At 38.7% G+C, this 15,056-nt stretch carries 13 protein-coding genes; 7 read left to right on the top strand and 6 right to left on the bottom strand.

The window, feature by feature from the left end; all coding sequences use genetic code 11:
- The first annotated feature begins 214 nt into the window (after positions 1 to 214).
- Positions 215 to 724: a gamma carbonic anhydrase family protein gene (locus TVG_RS03195; RefSeq protein ID WP_010916864.1), complete on the top strand. Its 510-nt coding sequence runs from the start codon at positions 215 to 217 to the stop codon at positions 722 to 724.
- Here the strand turns inward: TVG_RS03195 and pheT are convergent.
- The 4 genes from pheT to TVG_RS03175 all read right to left on the bottom strand — a co-directional run bounded on the left by pheT (position 718) and on the right by TVG_RS03175 (position 4,149).
- Complete coding sequence (gene pheT / locus TVG_RS03190; protein WP_010916863.1) at positions 718 to 2,331, bottom strand: phenylalanine--tRNA ligase subunit beta; 1,614 nt, start codon at positions 2,329 to 2,331, stop codon at positions 718 to 720. The two genes, TVG_RS03195 and pheT, sit on opposite strands and share 7 nt — an antisense overlap.
- Positions 2,332 to 2,353: 22 nt before the next feature.
- Positions 2,354 to 2,677, bottom strand: a complete 324-nt coding sequence (locus tag TVG_RS03185; protein ID WP_010916862.1) for a ribbon-helix-helix domain-containing protein — start codon at positions 2,675 to 2,677, stop codon at positions 2,354 to 2,356.
- Positions 2,678 to 2,769: 92 nt separating this feature from the next.
- On the bottom strand, positions 2,770 to 3,753 hold the full coding sequence (locus tag TVG_RS03180) for a MarR family transcriptional regulator (protein ID WP_010916861.1): 984 nt from the start codon (positions 3,751 to 3,753) through the stop codon (positions 2,770 to 2,772).
- Positions 3,754 to 4,149, bottom strand: coding sequence for a hypothetical protein (locus TVG_RS03175; protein ID WP_010916860.1), 396 nt, complete (start codon positions 4,147 to 4,149; stop codon positions 3,754 to 3,756).
- 105 nt (positions 4,150 to 4,254) lie between these two features.
- Here TVG_RS03175 and TVG_RS03170 point away from each other — a divergent pair, with 105 nt between their 5' ends.
- The 3 genes from TVG_RS03170 (at position 4,255) to TVG_RS03160 (ending at position 6,898) form a co-directional block, all read left to right on the top strand.
- Positions 4,255 to 4,713 carry a hypothetical protein gene (locus TVG_RS03170; RefSeq protein WP_010916859.1) on the top strand — a complete coding sequence of 153 codons (459 nt, stop codon included), beginning with the start codon at positions 4,255 to 4,257 and terminating at the stop codon, positions 4,711 to 4,713.
- Between the two features lie 89 nt (positions 4,714 to 4,802).
- Positions 4,803 to 5,579: a polyprenyl diphosphate synthase gene (gene uppS, locus TVG_RS03165; protein ID WP_010916858.1), complete on the top strand. Its 777-nt coding sequence runs from the start codon at positions 4,803 to 4,805 to the stop codon at positions 5,577 to 5,579.
- Between the two features lie 5 nt (positions 5,580 to 5,584).
- Entirely contained in the window at positions 5,585 to 6,898 is a 1,314-nt protein-coding gene (locus TVG_RS03160; protein ID WP_010916857.1) for a tRNA(Ile)(2)-agmatinylcytidine synthase, read from the top strand.
- On the opposite strand, the gene TVG_RS03155 is transcribed toward TVG_RS03160, so the two are convergent.
- Positions 6,879 to 7,352: an HAD family hydrolase gene (locus TVG_RS03155; RefSeq protein ID WP_010916856.1), complete on the bottom strand. Its 474-nt coding sequence runs from the start codon at positions 7,350 to 7,352 to the stop codon at positions 6,879 to 6,881. The genes TVG_RS03160 and TVG_RS03155 overlap by 20 nt on opposite strands.
- Entirely contained in the window at positions 7,330 to 10,764 is a 3,435-nt protein-coding gene (locus TVG_RS03150; RefSeq protein ID WP_156769058.1) for a hypothetical protein, read from the bottom strand. Before TVG_RS03150 ends, TVG_RS03155 begins: the two co-directional genes overlap by 23 nt.
- Before the next feature lie 203 nt (positions 10,765 to 10,967).
- Here TVG_RS03150 and TVG_RS03145 point away from each other — a divergent pair, with 203 nt between their 5' ends.
- The 3 genes from TVG_RS03145 (at position 10,968) to TVG_RS03135 (ending at position 15,041) form a co-directional block, all read left to right on the top strand.
- The gene (locus TVG_RS03145) at positions 10,968 to 12,347 is read left to right on the top strand and encodes an FAD-binding oxidoreductase (protein WP_010916854.1); all 1,380 of its coding nucleotides are present in this window, start codon (positions 10,968 to 10,970) and stop codon (positions 12,345 to 12,347) included.
- Between the two features lies 1 nt (position 12,348).
- Complete coding sequence (locus tag TVG_RS03140; protein ID WP_010916853.1) at positions 12,349 to 13,485, top strand: (Fe-S)-binding protein; 1,137 nt, start codon at positions 12,349 to 12,351, stop codon at positions 13,483 to 13,485.
- Between the two features lie 344 nt (positions 13,486 to 13,829).
- The gene (locus tag TVG_RS03135; protein WP_010916852.1) at positions 13,830 to 15,041 is read left to right on the top strand and encodes an MFS transporter; all 1,212 of its coding nucleotides are present in this window, start codon (positions 13,830 to 13,832) and stop codon (positions 15,039 to 15,041) included.
- Positions 15,042 to 15,056 lie beyond the last annotated feature (15 nt).

Here is a 15,056-nt window from a genome sequence, read left to right as displayed (position 1 = left end):
AAGACGCTTAAGTTTTATTTAGTAGTTTCAAGCGCAAAACCGATGAAAACTACGAGACTTATAGGTTAAAATTAATAGATGAATCTGCAAAATAGCGATAATTAAGTTATGCAGTGCCTGAAGAGCTGTTTTCATTTAACATATTTACGTACCGTATTTTACTGCAAGGCCCTACAAACATTAAAGGATTTATTTATCACTGTGCTTATGTGTTATGAGGATTGGAAAGAACGTATACATAGCTGAAACAGCAGTAGTAATAGGTGATGTTGATATAGCCGATGGGGTTTCTATTTTTGACAGTGCAGTTTTGAGAGCAGATTTAGAAAAAATCATAATAGGAGAAAACACAAACATCCAGGATAACGTAACTATACATACGGATGTGGGGTATCCAACAAGAATTGGAAAATATGTATCAATTGGACACAACGCTGTCGTCCATGGATGTACTGTGGAGGATGAGGTACTCATTGGTATGGGCGCAATAATTATGAACGGGGCTCAAATTGGACACGGATCTATAGTTGGAGCTGGAGCTGTTGTAACAAAAGGATTCAAAGCACCTGAATATTCTGTAATACTTGGTTTACCAGCAAAAGTGATGAGGTTAAATCAAGACCAGATATCTTATGTAAAAGCCAATGCTGAGGATTACATAAAACTCAGGGATCTATACCTTTCGGGGAAATTTGAAAGGTACAGGAAAAATTCTGATCATTGATGTTGGTCTATTAGCTCCTGGATATTTATTTCAAAAAATGATATAGGGTTTACTAGGCCGAAATTTTCCAGTGTGGATGGGTGTACCTCTCCAATTACACCTATACTTTTCCCTGAAAGGAATATTTCCCCAGATCTTCCTTCAATACAGCCATAGATCTTTTTGCCCGATATTTTCGATTCGTGGTCCGAAAATCTTTTTAGAAAAGAGGTAAGAATTGATTTAGATGTTGAGACTCCGCTTCTATTGTCTTCAACCATCACGCAAAGATGTGTTTCTTGTTTGCCATGCACGATGACATCTCCAATTTCAAATATCCTTTGTGGAAGAGGGTGTTTCTTGTTTCTTGCGAGGAGATCAAGCAAGTTTAGATAGAGTCTATCCCTTATAACAGAGTAGTCTTCGCTCTTTGGGTTTTCAATACGCACCTCACCCTGAAAATCTTCTTGATAATATTTTCCAGTCAACACGAATGTCATTACCTCTTGAAACCCTAAGCCCACTACAACATCCCTGATTTTTTCCTTGATCTCATTGAATATATTAGGGGAACCTATTGTTCCAGGCGATACGTACTGCTCCCTTACGTTTTCTATTCCATATGATTTTATAAAATCTTCAATTATATCTACAAGACCCATTACGTCTACTCTAAAACCAGGAACGTAAACCATAACCTCTGGATATCCTGGCTCAGCTACATAACCCATCTTTCTTAAGTTCAAAATAACATTTTCTTCAGATACTTTATCGCCAAGATACCTAGATACATATTTCAGGTTTAAACGATAGGGACGGAAATTGAAATCTAAAATCTCCTTCTTTGAAGGGCCGTAGCTTCCCTTTATCTTAGGAAGGCTGATCCTGTATTTCGAGCTCTGGAAGAAATTTGCCAAAAGGTAAAAAGCATATTTAACAGAATTTGAATCCATTCCTGTTATATCAACAAAGAATTTACGTGTTTCTGGCTCTATCTTTGTCATTATACCATTAACTATTGGTGGTACAGACAAAATACCACCGTTCTTATCAAGTATCGCTGGTACACGCCGAGAATCTGGCAGTAGAGATGAATAAGCCATCCCTTTAGGATGCTTCTGTAATACATCCTCAATTGTCCCCTCAAATGAATCATACGTTTTCATCCTTTCCAATTTAGAAATTGTAGTATAACGGAATGGTGGCTCTGTTTTGTCAAGATCGTGTATCCCTATCGATACTTTCTTTCTTTCTTTACCCACGGTCTGATGTATGATTTCTTGATAATCTATGAGATCGTCCAATTTAGAACCTATGGATGGACCTTCAGCGACAAACCCAGCGAAATATGGCCGTATAAAACTGACACCTTCTGAAATAGCAACCTCAATTTCACTTGCCTGAAATAGAGACCTGACAATAGGTTCGTTGTAATAGAAAATCTTCGCTGCGCCAACAAGCGTGGGAATCGAAAACAGATCAGGCCGGTCTGGATTGAATTCAATTTTTATTTCTTCTTCATCTTCAAACGAATACCCTATTACATCTGCAAAGCTTTTCAATAGAGAATATATCTCCTTCCCGTATTCATCAACAAGCGACTGTCTCAATCTTCGTACAACTACCATTTGTAAGCGTTAGATTGCCTGTTTATTTAATATTTTCTTCATTCACTATTTTCTTTATGGCGTCTCTTGCTACCCTGCTGTTCATCCTATCCAGTACCAGCGAAGCAAGATCGTCCAAAGTTATGGACGTGCCTATCTTTCCATCACTATCAGAAACAATTTTCTTCGGTATCAGCAGATCCACTTTAACGTATTCCTTCTTTGCCGTTCTGGACTCGGTCAAATAGACCAAAGCCCTACGCACAACATCAGACATGCTTTCAAATTCCCCTGTATCTACTAAGTTCTGAATTTCATCAACAAGCGAAAGAGGCAATCTAACGGTGATTCTTTTCTCCTCGACCAATTTCTCTTTACCTCCCCTTATTGTCAGACATAGCTAATAATTAAATATAAATTTTTCTAATTAGTACATTTATTTCGCTAACTAAAGACATATTAGACTTCTTCGTATATCTTTTCTATTATTTCTTCAATTGGCGGATAGCCTATAAATTCAAGGTATTTTTTTAAGTCTGACCTATAGAACTTTATGTCCCATATATAGTTTTCAAGGCTAGCCTTGGCCGTTTTAGGTGAAACGGATGTAGATTTAGCAAATATATCGATCACGTCTTCCCTTGCAGTAAATCTTGATCTCTTATATAACCTGACTATTTCTATGAGGGTTCTGTTTTCTCTATTATTTTCAGATACGCTAATCCCACAGCACGGAAAGCTATCCAATACGTCGGAGAAACTAGCCATCTTTTCTCCCATTATTTTTGAGGCGTATGGTTCCCATATAACGATATATTCTGCTTTAAATGATTCGTAGTCTTTTATTGCTCTTCTCGGATCCTTAAATATTGCAATTTCACTTATTTTCCTCGTCTTTGCAAATTCTCTTGCGAGGATCATCATTGAAGATGATTCGCTCGTTAGTATCTTTCCACAGTTGCAATTCACATTTTTATATACTCCAGATCCACCTGAAGCAACAGCACCTAGTATGATTGAGTTTCTATTTGAAATAGAATATATTATCTCTGTAAAAATAGGAGCTAAAGCGAATTCCAGAAGCCCCTGTGAAAGATCGTTCATCAAGCTAATTGCATCGTCGTAGAATCTGACAATTAAATCTATACCTTTAGATTCACTGTAGTTCTTAGCTACACTAACAAATTTAACGTACTCGGTCGACCTGAGACAACCTATCCTCAGTAATTTTTCATCATAGTAAGGGTAGTATTCTGCAAGCCAAACGTGCTTTATCTTGCCACCTATTGTCCTTCTCTTGATTATACCTTTCTCTTCTAGATCCTTCAGAGCCTCGGATACCGTGGATTTGGAGAACCCCATCATTTCTTCTATCTGGAATTGATCTATTCCGAGGCCCCTGGCTCGCTTAAGCTCCCGAAGCAGTACGTCTCTAAGGCTCATTCATTGAATGCCAAGATTTATTTGATTTTCCAGAAACTGCCAAAATTCGTGCTCCAATTCAAAAGACCAGAGGGATTCAGGAACCTCTACAAAAGCCACAACGGGTGTTATCAAAAACGCTTCAATCGCAGCTACGCCTAAATCCTGAAGCCATTTACCTACACCGATCTGTACTTTAAAATCTGAAGAATCTCCTACTAAGACGATGGTAAATGCCCTATCCATGCCAAGTATTGTCCTAAAAATACCGCCTTTTTTAGCCTGTATTACGTATCCCCTTGGATGTTGTGAAGACTGGGTAACGAAATTTTCTTCACGAAAATAATTTTCTATAATACTAGAGAGCTTAGATAGATCTACATTTTTTCCTTTGTATTCTCTAATAGCGTACTTCATAAAACGGGTATATCAACCATATCTTATAATGTTTTACAAGAAAAATTAGTAATCCAGATTTCCAGATTATCAGTAATCTTATATACTGGCTAGGGATATATGATTATGGCAGAAAAAGAAACAAAAGAAGAAGAAACAAAGAAGATAACAATATCCGTAAAGGGCATTAGAGACGATCTCTACAAAAATGTGACTGATTTAGCAAAACATACCGGAAAAACAATAGGGGAAATAACTAACGATGCCTATAGAACCTTTATAGGAAGCATTGAAGGAATAAGAAACATTTCCCAGAATTTCGTTGAAGGGGCGAAATCAGCATTACCCAGATATATAGATAATTTCAAGAAGCTGGAAGTTACCGCAGAGGATCTTAAGGATTTTGGCCAAAAAGTAGCCTTCAGAAACATTGATGAACTGACTTTTAAGAACGTCACAGATGAGGATATACAAAAGTACGTTGCGTTTATAGACGGCGTGAAAATACTGAGGATACCTAAAACTGTAAAGAAAAGTACCATCATTAGAATCTCTACATTTGTAGATGAAATTGTCCAAGACTAATATAAGATATATTGTATTTTTCATTTAAAAAGACAAAGTAAATCCATTACATAACGCTAAATACTGGTTTATTATTATAACGAGCGACAATGGGAATATCAGGAAAATTAGGGGACATAGCCTCTAAGGTATATGAAGACGTACTTATGGAAGAGGTTAAGAAGTACCCGCGACCTAGGCATGTCGGCATAATAACTGATGGAAACAGAAGATATGCAAGAATAGTTGGTATTCCCGAGAACGAGGGCCACGTAAAGGGCAAAAACAAAGTCGAGGAAGTCCTCGACTGGTGTATGGAGCTTGATATTAAAATCGTAACTTTTTATGCATTTTCAACGGAAAATTTCAAAAGAAGCCCTGAGGAAGTTGATTTTCTATTTCACCTAATAAATGATGCTTTCATTTCCTTGTTAAAGGACGAGCGCGTTTATAAAAATAAAATAAACGTCAAGGTCATAGGTAATGTATCAATGCTCCCAGAGTATCTAAGAGAGACCATTAAGATAACAGAGGAAACGACTAAAAACTTCTCTAATTACCATATGAACCTCGCCATAGGGTACGGAGGTAGGGAGGAAATCTTAGACGCAATTAAAAGAATAGCTAGAGATGCTATCGCAGGAAAAATAAACGTAGATGAGATCGACGAGAGCAAGTTTAGGAACTATCTATACGATGGAAATTTACCGGATCCAGATCTTATTCTAAGGACTAGCGGCGAAGAGAGAATTTCAAATTTCCTCCTCTGGCAAAGCGCTTATTCTGAGCTTTACTTCTCTGATGTCTACTGGCCAGAATTTTCTAAATTAGATTTTCTTAGAGCAATATATTCGTACCAAAGGAGGCAGAGGAGGTTTGGAAGGTAATCTATATGTTTCTTGCATTTGATGATACCGATTCACCTTCTGGAATGTGCACCACCTACTTGATGGAAGAATTCCTTAGGAAGGTGAATCTTGATGTTATTGGCTATCCCCGCCTTGTCCGCCTAAACCCAAATATTAGGTACAAGACCCGCGGCAATGGCGCCCTTAGTGTACACCTTGGAAGAGGGATCGGAAAAAAACACACCATAGGCGAACTCCATGGGAAGATACTTTATGGTTATGCTGAAGGTGAAGATGAATACGATGAGAACGTCCTTTATGTTATGAAGGATCTTGTAGAAAAATACTCTGAATTGGATTATTTCAATACAAATCCAGGTATCGTTGTTTCCAAAAATCCATTTCCAGAGAACTATTACTGGTCAGCTCTGGAAAGAGAAATAAGGATAGAGGAAGCTGAAAATTTCATTACAGAAAACAACGGCAAGTTCTTAAAATTCAAAAGTGGAAGAGGTATTATAGGATCAGGCGCTGCTATATCGTGGCCTGCAACTAGAACGACATACGAGATACTCGCTTATAAATACCCTCATCCAGAGGAGATAGAAACAGAAAAAAAGATGCGCCTTTCTATTCTAGCAGATACGTTTCGCGGTACTTTTAACAACGTAGATATTGCGAATAAATATCCGGCTATTTTTCCTAATCCTAAGACTCCGGTCATCTTCGGGATCAGAGGGTTATATCCATCCGTTCTAGCAAATGCAGCAAAGAAGGTAATTGATGATGGTTCTATAAACTATGATTCCACAGTCACTTATTTGACAAATCAGGCAACTGATGACCACATAATAGATGAACCAAATGTTATAGAGGATCTTCATTCTTACAAGATAACAGCAGAGATAATTGATAAACCATTCTCAGTAGCAGGGGGCCATTATTTTGTGAGGTCTATTTCCAGAGCAGGTGAATTCACTGCTGCAGCGTTTGAGCCAACAAAGGAATTTAGGCATACATTCTCAAAGCTAATGCCAGGAGACACAGTTACATTTTATGGTAGCTTTACAAATGGAAACTTGAATGTTGAAAAAATGCAGATAATTTCGGTATCCAGGGTGTTTTCGCGTGTAACGCCGTTATGCAAGTTCTGCAACACGAGAACAAAATCAAAGGGTAAAAACGATTTCAGATGCCCCAAATGCGGGAGAAGGTATAATACGCCCGACTATCATGAGGTTAAGAGAGAAATTTCTCCAGGGAAATACGATGTTCCTGTTGTAGCGAGACGGCATCTTTCCATGCCGTTTGAAATAGAAAGCATGTTCAAGACAAAAATTAATGCCTTAGAAGCCTGAATGGAAGCTTTATTCTCCTTGCAAATTCCCCATCGATCTCGTTCCTATCCCCTACCACTATGGATGATGGGATATCCACTTTATAATCTTCTAATACTTCGCTAAAGAGACCGGTTTCGGGTTTCCTACAGTTGCAGCTATCTTCTGGCTTATGAGGGCAGTAATATATGGCTGAAATTACAATACCATTTTCCTTGAGCTTGTCGTTCATGAAATCTGAAAATTCCTTAAACTGGCTTTCTGTAAAATAACCCCTGCCTATACCTGACTGATTTGTCACAATTATTATTCTAAATCCATCATCCTGGTATCTTTGAAGAAGATCAACTGCATCGGGGTATATGAAAAGATCCGATGGATTGTGGCAGTAAGGACAATCCTTGTTAATTGTTCCGTCCCTATCTATAAATAATGTCTTCATTTCCTCCTTATCAGTCTTGTATATTATTTTCATCTAACACCCCATAATTTAAATGCAGTTTATCTATTTCGCTCTCAATACTCTTAACACTAATATAAACCCTTCTTCTAAGCAAGAAAACGTAGATCGCTAAGATTATAGCAGAGACCGTCATAATACCCCAGATATTTTTAATGAGATATGATAATAGATGTTGATACCAAGTAATCTTATGCATAATTATAGAGACCGATATATCTGATCCATCCACGATTATTCTAATAGAAGATTGAGCGTATCCTCGTTTTTCAAATACGGCTGTGTAAGTACCATTTGGAAGATCTATTGAAGCTGTTCTGCCCCTGAACGTGTAATACCTAGACCCCAAGCTTAAATTGAAGCCCTTAATGTTCGAAATTATTGATACGGCATAGGTAAATTGCTTCATAGTATAGTTTAGGCTTTCCGAGCCATTAACTTCTATGAGGATACTTAACGGTCTGTAACCTGGCGCATAGGCTAAAGCATAGTATGTCCCATTTTGAAATTCCATATCAAAAACTTGTCCTTTTGTTGACATGTTGTTAATTTTTAAACGTACCGGAACGTTGAATGACAGTGTAACTGGATTTTTATATGCTGAGGCATTGATGTAAATAGTTGCATTTTCTGTATATAATTCCACTGTTTCACTATGTAAGAAATAGAAATTGCGGTTTCCAGAGGTCCTTACGGTGTATAAACCGTAGACTATTCTTAATACGCTTCCGTTTTTCACGTTGTAAGCTTCTTTGCCCAATTCCAGCGTCAAGTTGCCTGTATAGTTCTGCAAACGGATTGTAACGTTAGATTCCTTTCGTACAAGCTGTATCGTTAGGCTCAAATTGCTGCTAAGAGTGACTGTATCAAAGAAAGTTGATGTATAATTCGCGTTTCCAAGTCCAATAATTTTGTAAGTACCTGTACTTAAATGTAGGGTGTAGCCTGGATGGGTTATATTTACAACTCTTCTATCTATAGCTATGGTGAATGGATAGATCGAAGGTTCCGAAAATATTGATACAAAATAAGTGAAAGGTGACAGAGTGATCATCACTATTTTCTGCCGCCCAGAGATATTAAAGCTAATCGTTGTATTGTAGTATCCTTTAACTGCGGATACATGGAGTGCGTAACTGCCGTTCTGAAGGTATAATACGGAATTATTTTCCACGAGGCGATCCTGTAAATAGCCATACCAGCTCACATTTAAGTATGAACGAAATATTACCTCGTAAGTGATCGGCGTTGCCTCAATCGTTATATTTAGTATAGCGCCGTTCACTGAAAATGTATGTGTATAATTAAGTGAATACGCAGAATCGTGCCAAATCGCCAATGCATAAGTACCATTGGGCAGATAAGTATAGCCTGATTCGTTCACTATATCGATGCTCTTATTTGAGATATAAGCTACTGCCGATCCTGTGTAATTGCCAACTATATGGAAATTTACACGATATACCAAAAATAGAGGTTTCAGGTTTATTACGTAAACGCTTTGCTTCAGCAGGTTATGCATATTATCTCCGTAATTGACAACAATAGTTAGATTTCTCACAGCCTTGCTGCTATGTAGAATCATGCTATATTCTTCAGAATTTTCCGGCTCAATATTAAACGGAATATCATTGTATATTTTTTTATAGGACGCATTTCCGGAAAATATTTCAAGAGTTCCGCACGCATTTACACCGTATTTATTTTCCAAGTAAAGTTTTAAAGATAAATTAGTGAATGGAACTAGATAGGAATATTCGTAGCTAAAAGTCAGGTTTACGTCATCGCTTACGTTAACAGGAAAATCATAGGCATATAATCCGATATGTGGAATTGACTCATTAACCGTCACAACAACATCGTAAGATCCGGGATCGACATTTAAATAAAAACGGAAAGTTTCGTTTTTTTCTGTGCCGGAACCTATGTAAACTCCTTCCTTTGAGGCGATCAATACATTTGTTGTTTTGTTCTCTATATATAAGTTAAGTGAGACGTTCCTGCTGGAAACATAAGAATCGGAAAGTAAAAAAGTAAAGTTGTTCCATGCGCCTGAAACAAGTTTATTAATTGTTCCACTGATGGATATTAACGGCACTTTGTATGTGACGTTGAATTCATAGGGCAGGAGTGTAAGATCTGGAAAGGGCTTAATAGAAAAATACTCGAATGCACTGTAGACCTTTGCGGCATAATTTCCGTAGTATTTGAATGTGCCATTGTATATCCACACAAGAAGCGGATTACCTAGTACGTATGCATCCATAAAAGATTCGGTTTCAAGAAGACTTTTTGGTTCCTCATAACGTGTTAAATTAGAATAAAATACATTCTTATCTTGCCCAAAATAAAGTCCGTCTGTAGAGTTCGTAATATTAGTTTCCTCAAAATAGTAGGTGCGGGAATTAAACGATATTATCGGGCAGCTCTCTATATCGCCATATGATGACGCAGAGCTTATGAGGAATACCGTAGAATTATAGAGTGCTAATCCTGTCCTCCTATAATTTCTCAAGTGGTAATAGATGAACGGTGATCCGTTGGTTAGAGCAAGGAGAGAATGCGAAATTAAGGCAGTAGTGTTTTTAAAGACAATGTTGAACCTAGATTGGCCGTAATAATCATATGTATCGTTAGAACGTTCAGAAAGGCTTACACCGTAAAGCCGTACATTCGAGCTACCTTCGGAATATGTAAGTACTATGCTGGGATCAAACACCGGTTTAGAGAGATCGAATTCTGCAGTTTTATTTGCCAGTACAGATGAATTCGAAAAATGGTACATAAAGTTCTTGCCAGATACATTTAGGCGAAGATATGCGCTTGTGCTATTTGTTGATTGGTATTCAACGTTCAGCACCACCTCGTTTACAAAAGCTTTGACGTAGGTAATGCTTTTAAGATCGATGTTCCCACTAAACGGCTGGTAACTATTGTTGAATAAAGCCATGGAAGTAAAATTCAGTTCATTAGCGATTTGCTGACCAAATATGCTTGAGTTTGTTATGGATACCATTGAATTAAGGAAGTTAATGCCTATTACCGAATTACGGTTTCCAATTCTGCTTTCATTGCAACTAAAATCCGATCCATAAACGTATATGCTTCCGTTCATAAGAAATACCGAGCTATAAATATCTAGGGTACCGTCAATAACAGATAGATTTGCCTCCTGAGAGTATATAGTTGAACTTATCAATGTTAGCTTCCCATAAATCCTTATTGATTGACCAAAAAAGTAAAAATTTTCATTAATTATGTCCAGTGTTGAATTTGCATTTACTGTCATGTTTCCGTAGAAATAGTAGGAAGAATGCGTTTCCGCATCACCTATGTTTGAACTATTAATGCCCTGAGCAGAACTTATCCCTAAAAATAAGGTCGGGACGACAAGCATTGCGACAATTAAGATATGTATCAATTTCATTATACGCGATCCATCATTTTTATTTTTATATTTCGATAAAATGTTTCGAATTGGCTAATTTAAGCATTTCATAAGTATTTTATGATGGTATATCCTGCATTTTAATAAAGTGTTGTTAATTATACAATAGTTGTTCATCTTAACACAAATAGATGCGAATCTAGATTCAAAAAGGTAATTAACTATCTGATGTTATATCAAGTATGGGTTTTATAGAAGAGATCAAGTCAGCATTGGGCAACTACGTAATAACTGAGAAGAAAGATCTTATACCATATATGAATGACGCTTCCTATTTTACCGGTGAAATGCCAGAGGCAGTCGTGCTGCCTGGATCCGCAGAAGACGTTCAAACTATAATGAGATTAGCCTATAAATACGAAAAACCAGTGGTTGTAAAGGGTGGGGGATCTTCATTAACTGGATCTTCCATCCTAAAGGAAAGTGGCATAGTAATGTCGATGCTAAGAATGAACCGTATATTAGATATAAACTTGAACGACAAATGCGTAACTGTAGAGCCTGGCTTGAGATTGAATGATCTGCAACTCTATCTGGATAAATACGGGCATTTCTATCCACCTGATCCAGCCAGTTCTATGGCTGCAACTGTGGGTGGATCAATATCTACCAACGCAGGTGGTCTGCGTGGCGTAGCTTATGGCGTGACGAAGGACTGGATCCTCGGCCTTGATGTGGTACTTGCTGACGGCACGATGGTAAAATTCGGAAATAAAACATTAAAACGGACACTTGGCTACGATTTAACTTCCCTAATGATAGGATCAGAAGGTACTTTAGGAGTTATCACCAAAGCGTATCTAAAAATCTGGCCAAAGCCTCAAAAAGTTGCAAGGCTCGTTGCTTTTTACCAAGACATCGAGAGCGCTGGCAGAGCTGTGAACGAACTGAAAGTTTCAACAATACCAGAGATGGCAGAGTTTCTGGATAAAATATCCCTGGATTCCGTTCCGGAAGCCATAACATATCCACCAGGCACAAAATATGCGCTCATAATCGATGTGTCAGGGCCACCTGAACTCTTGGGCAAGAAGAAGACTGAAACGGAAGAGCTATTGAAGAGGTATGCGATCTCTACAAAAAGTACGACTGATCCAGCAGAAATGGAGAAGATATACAGAGCTAGAAAAGGACTTTATGCTTCGATACTTAAATTAAGGAAAAGCGAAAAGGAATATATAGTTATAGGGGACATAGTTGTGCCGGTATCCGAGCTGCCTACATCCTTAAAGGAGATAGAGAAAAAGAGGGATGAAGACGGTGTCAGGGCTGCTATATTCGGGCATATAGGCGATGGGAATATACACGCAAACATATTCGCAGATTTAGGTGATAATTCGGCGATGGACAAAGTAAACAGATTCATGATGGACCTCGCTATGGTGGCAGTGAAGCACGGAGGTAGCGTCTCTGCTGAACACGGCATCGGGATAGAAAAGAAGCAATTATTGATAGAAGAGATGAAGTACAACAACAATCTGCGTACGCTAGATATAATGAAGGCGATAAAGCAGGTGTTCGATCCAAAGAACATCTTAAACAGGGGTAATATCTTTGAATGAGATGGAACTACTCATTCAGGAAGCCGGAAAATGCGTAAATTGCGGTTTCTGCGAATCAGTGTGCCCTACGCTCCCTGCATCCAGTTTCATAGCCAGCATCGGCGCAAGGGGAAGAGTAGATATTGCAAAATTCGTCTACAAAAACGGCACGGTAATTGATCCATCGACTAGCTTCTACTCTTGCGTAGATTGCTACGCCTGCGTAGCGGTATGCCCGGCTGGCGTCAATGCAGGCAAAGTCAGTGAAATAGGAAGGCAGATAGTAGCAAAATCAGGAAACGCCCCTGAAGTTGCGAAGATGATAGTCCAGATAACTATGCTGTACAAGAATCCCCTGGCAGTTAGGGAGATGTGCGCTAAATGGGCTACTGGTATCGATTTTGATAAAAGTTCGACGATATTATACACTGGCAACATGTACCAACTTATGGCTTACTTAAAATCTTTCTCCCGGGTTAGGAAGATGATCGGAAGCTATGACGCTAAGTTCGCTCGGCTAATAAGGGAGAGGCCCTCGTTGATAAGGGCCCTAAGTAGAATGTACGATAGGAAGATGATGGATCAAATGAGCATTTACTTGAGAAATATAGTAAACGCTCTTAAGAAAGCCGGAATAAAGTTCGGGTATCTTGGAGAGGAAGAGCCTTATCCAGGTACTTTCATCTATGACCTCGGCTTTATGGACGACTTCGTGTCGTACGCACAATACGTCTCGAATTTATTTAGGGAACACGGCGTTGAAAGGATAATAACGGTAGACCCACACACATACGAGCTTCTAAAATATATATATCCTAGGTATGTGAAGTTTGATTTTGATGTAGTTTACTACCTTGAGCTCATAGAACCAAAGAAGCTCGAAGGCAGGTATGCTGTGCATACTCCATGCCACTTTTCCAGATATTTCGATTTCACATCGTTCATCTCTAAATTTATCGACGTCTCTCCGGACACAGGTCAAACTAAATGCTGCGGCGGCCCAGACGAACTTCTATTTCCTCAGATATCAGAAAATATTTCACAGAGGCGCTTTTCCGAATTAAAGGCTGAGGGGTTGCCCATCATCACTGCATGTCCAATATGTTATGCTAATCTGGCAAAGGACGACACTGTATACGACATTTCCGCTCTCATTTGATTGAAATCCCCATGATACATAGTGCATTAGATATGGCAAGTAAATCAGCATTTCTAAGGATTATATCCCAACTCTGTATTTCTTGTTATAGGTTTTACGATCCGAAAATGAAATCGTTATTTTAAGTCCGGCATCACGTATTTTTATGGAAATTCGCGCTTCAATGACTTAGCACTTTTGAATATTATTGATTCTCTCTCCGACTAATAATTTTTCCAGAAATGTATTCATAATATTTTTTATATGACAAACAGATGAAATCAAATAATTTTTATTTAGAATAATCATAGCCCGCTATGGAAAATTATTCAGATCAAACCCCTAATAAGATGACAAGATGGTAAATGCATACTATAATAGCTACGTATCTGGGTTGGTCGCTTGATGCATTTGATTTCTTCCTTATAACGTTTGTTATGCTAGCGATAGCCAAAACCTTCAATGTAGCGTTAATAGTAGTTACGTTGAGTATAACACTAACTCTATCGATGAGGTTCATCGGCTCACTATTCTTTGGCCCTATCGGAGATAAATACGGGAGAAAGATAACTATGATAATAAGCCTGCTTTTCCTTGCATTCTTTGACACCCTTGTTGCATTTTCACCAACCATAACAATATTTCTTATACTGAGAGCATTGTACGGTTTCGGTATGGGAGGTGAATGGGGATCTGGATTTGCCCTTGCAATGGAATCCCTCCCAGCAAAGGCTAGAGGTTGGGTTTCCGGCTTAATACAGGGCGGATATCCAACTGGTTACCTTCTCGCAGCCGTAGTTTATCTTGCGATTTATCCAAGATTCGGCTGGAGGCCTATGTTCTTCTTTGCGGCCCTGCCAGCCATTGCAGTTATCTACATAATGCTCACAACAAGGGAAAGCCCCGTGTACGCAGAGTACAAAGAAAGAGCCTCCTTTAAGAAGACATTGACTACCATAGGGAAAAACTGGAAACTGTTCGTATATCTTTCGATACTCCTCATTGGAATGAACTTCGTTTCCCACTCTACTCAGGACCTTTATCCTACGTTCCTGGAGCACCAGCTCAAATTTTCTCCTACATACGCAGCTTCTATAGCTATAGCGTATAACGCAGCGGCAATAGTTGGAGGGATCTTATCAGGCATCATATCTCAGAACACTAGGCTCGGCAGGAAGTGGAACGCTGTCGCTTTTTTGGCTGTTGGTATAGTCATATCACCGCTTTGGGCCTTTCCACAATTGTTCGGACATAGTTCACTTATATACATGGCGTTCCTGGCCCCAGTTGTTATGCAGTTCATAGTACAGGGCGCTTGGGCGATGCCAGGAGTATACATGAATGAGAGATCACCTGCTGAAGCTAGGGCAACCATACCTGGTGTTGCCTACATGGTTGGGGTTATGGTAACATCAACTGCCGCCTCCATAGAAGTTGCGGTATCATCGATGTTCTCCGATAACTATTCCTACTCTTTGCTTTTACTGGTGCTTATAGTTTTCCCATTAACAATGGTTGCTTGGGCATTGGGAAAGGAAAGCAAAAACGCCAGGTTGGACGTTTCAAGTCCATCCTGAATTTATTTAAAAATT

It is taken from the genome of Thermoplasma volcanium GSS1 (assembly GCF_000011185.1).
Taxonomy (GTDB): domain Archaea; phylum Thermoplasmatota; class Thermoplasmata; order Thermoplasmatales; family Thermoplasmataceae; genus Thermoplasma; species Thermoplasma volcanium.
This window is presented reverse-complemented; position numbering and strand designations above follow the sequence as displayed.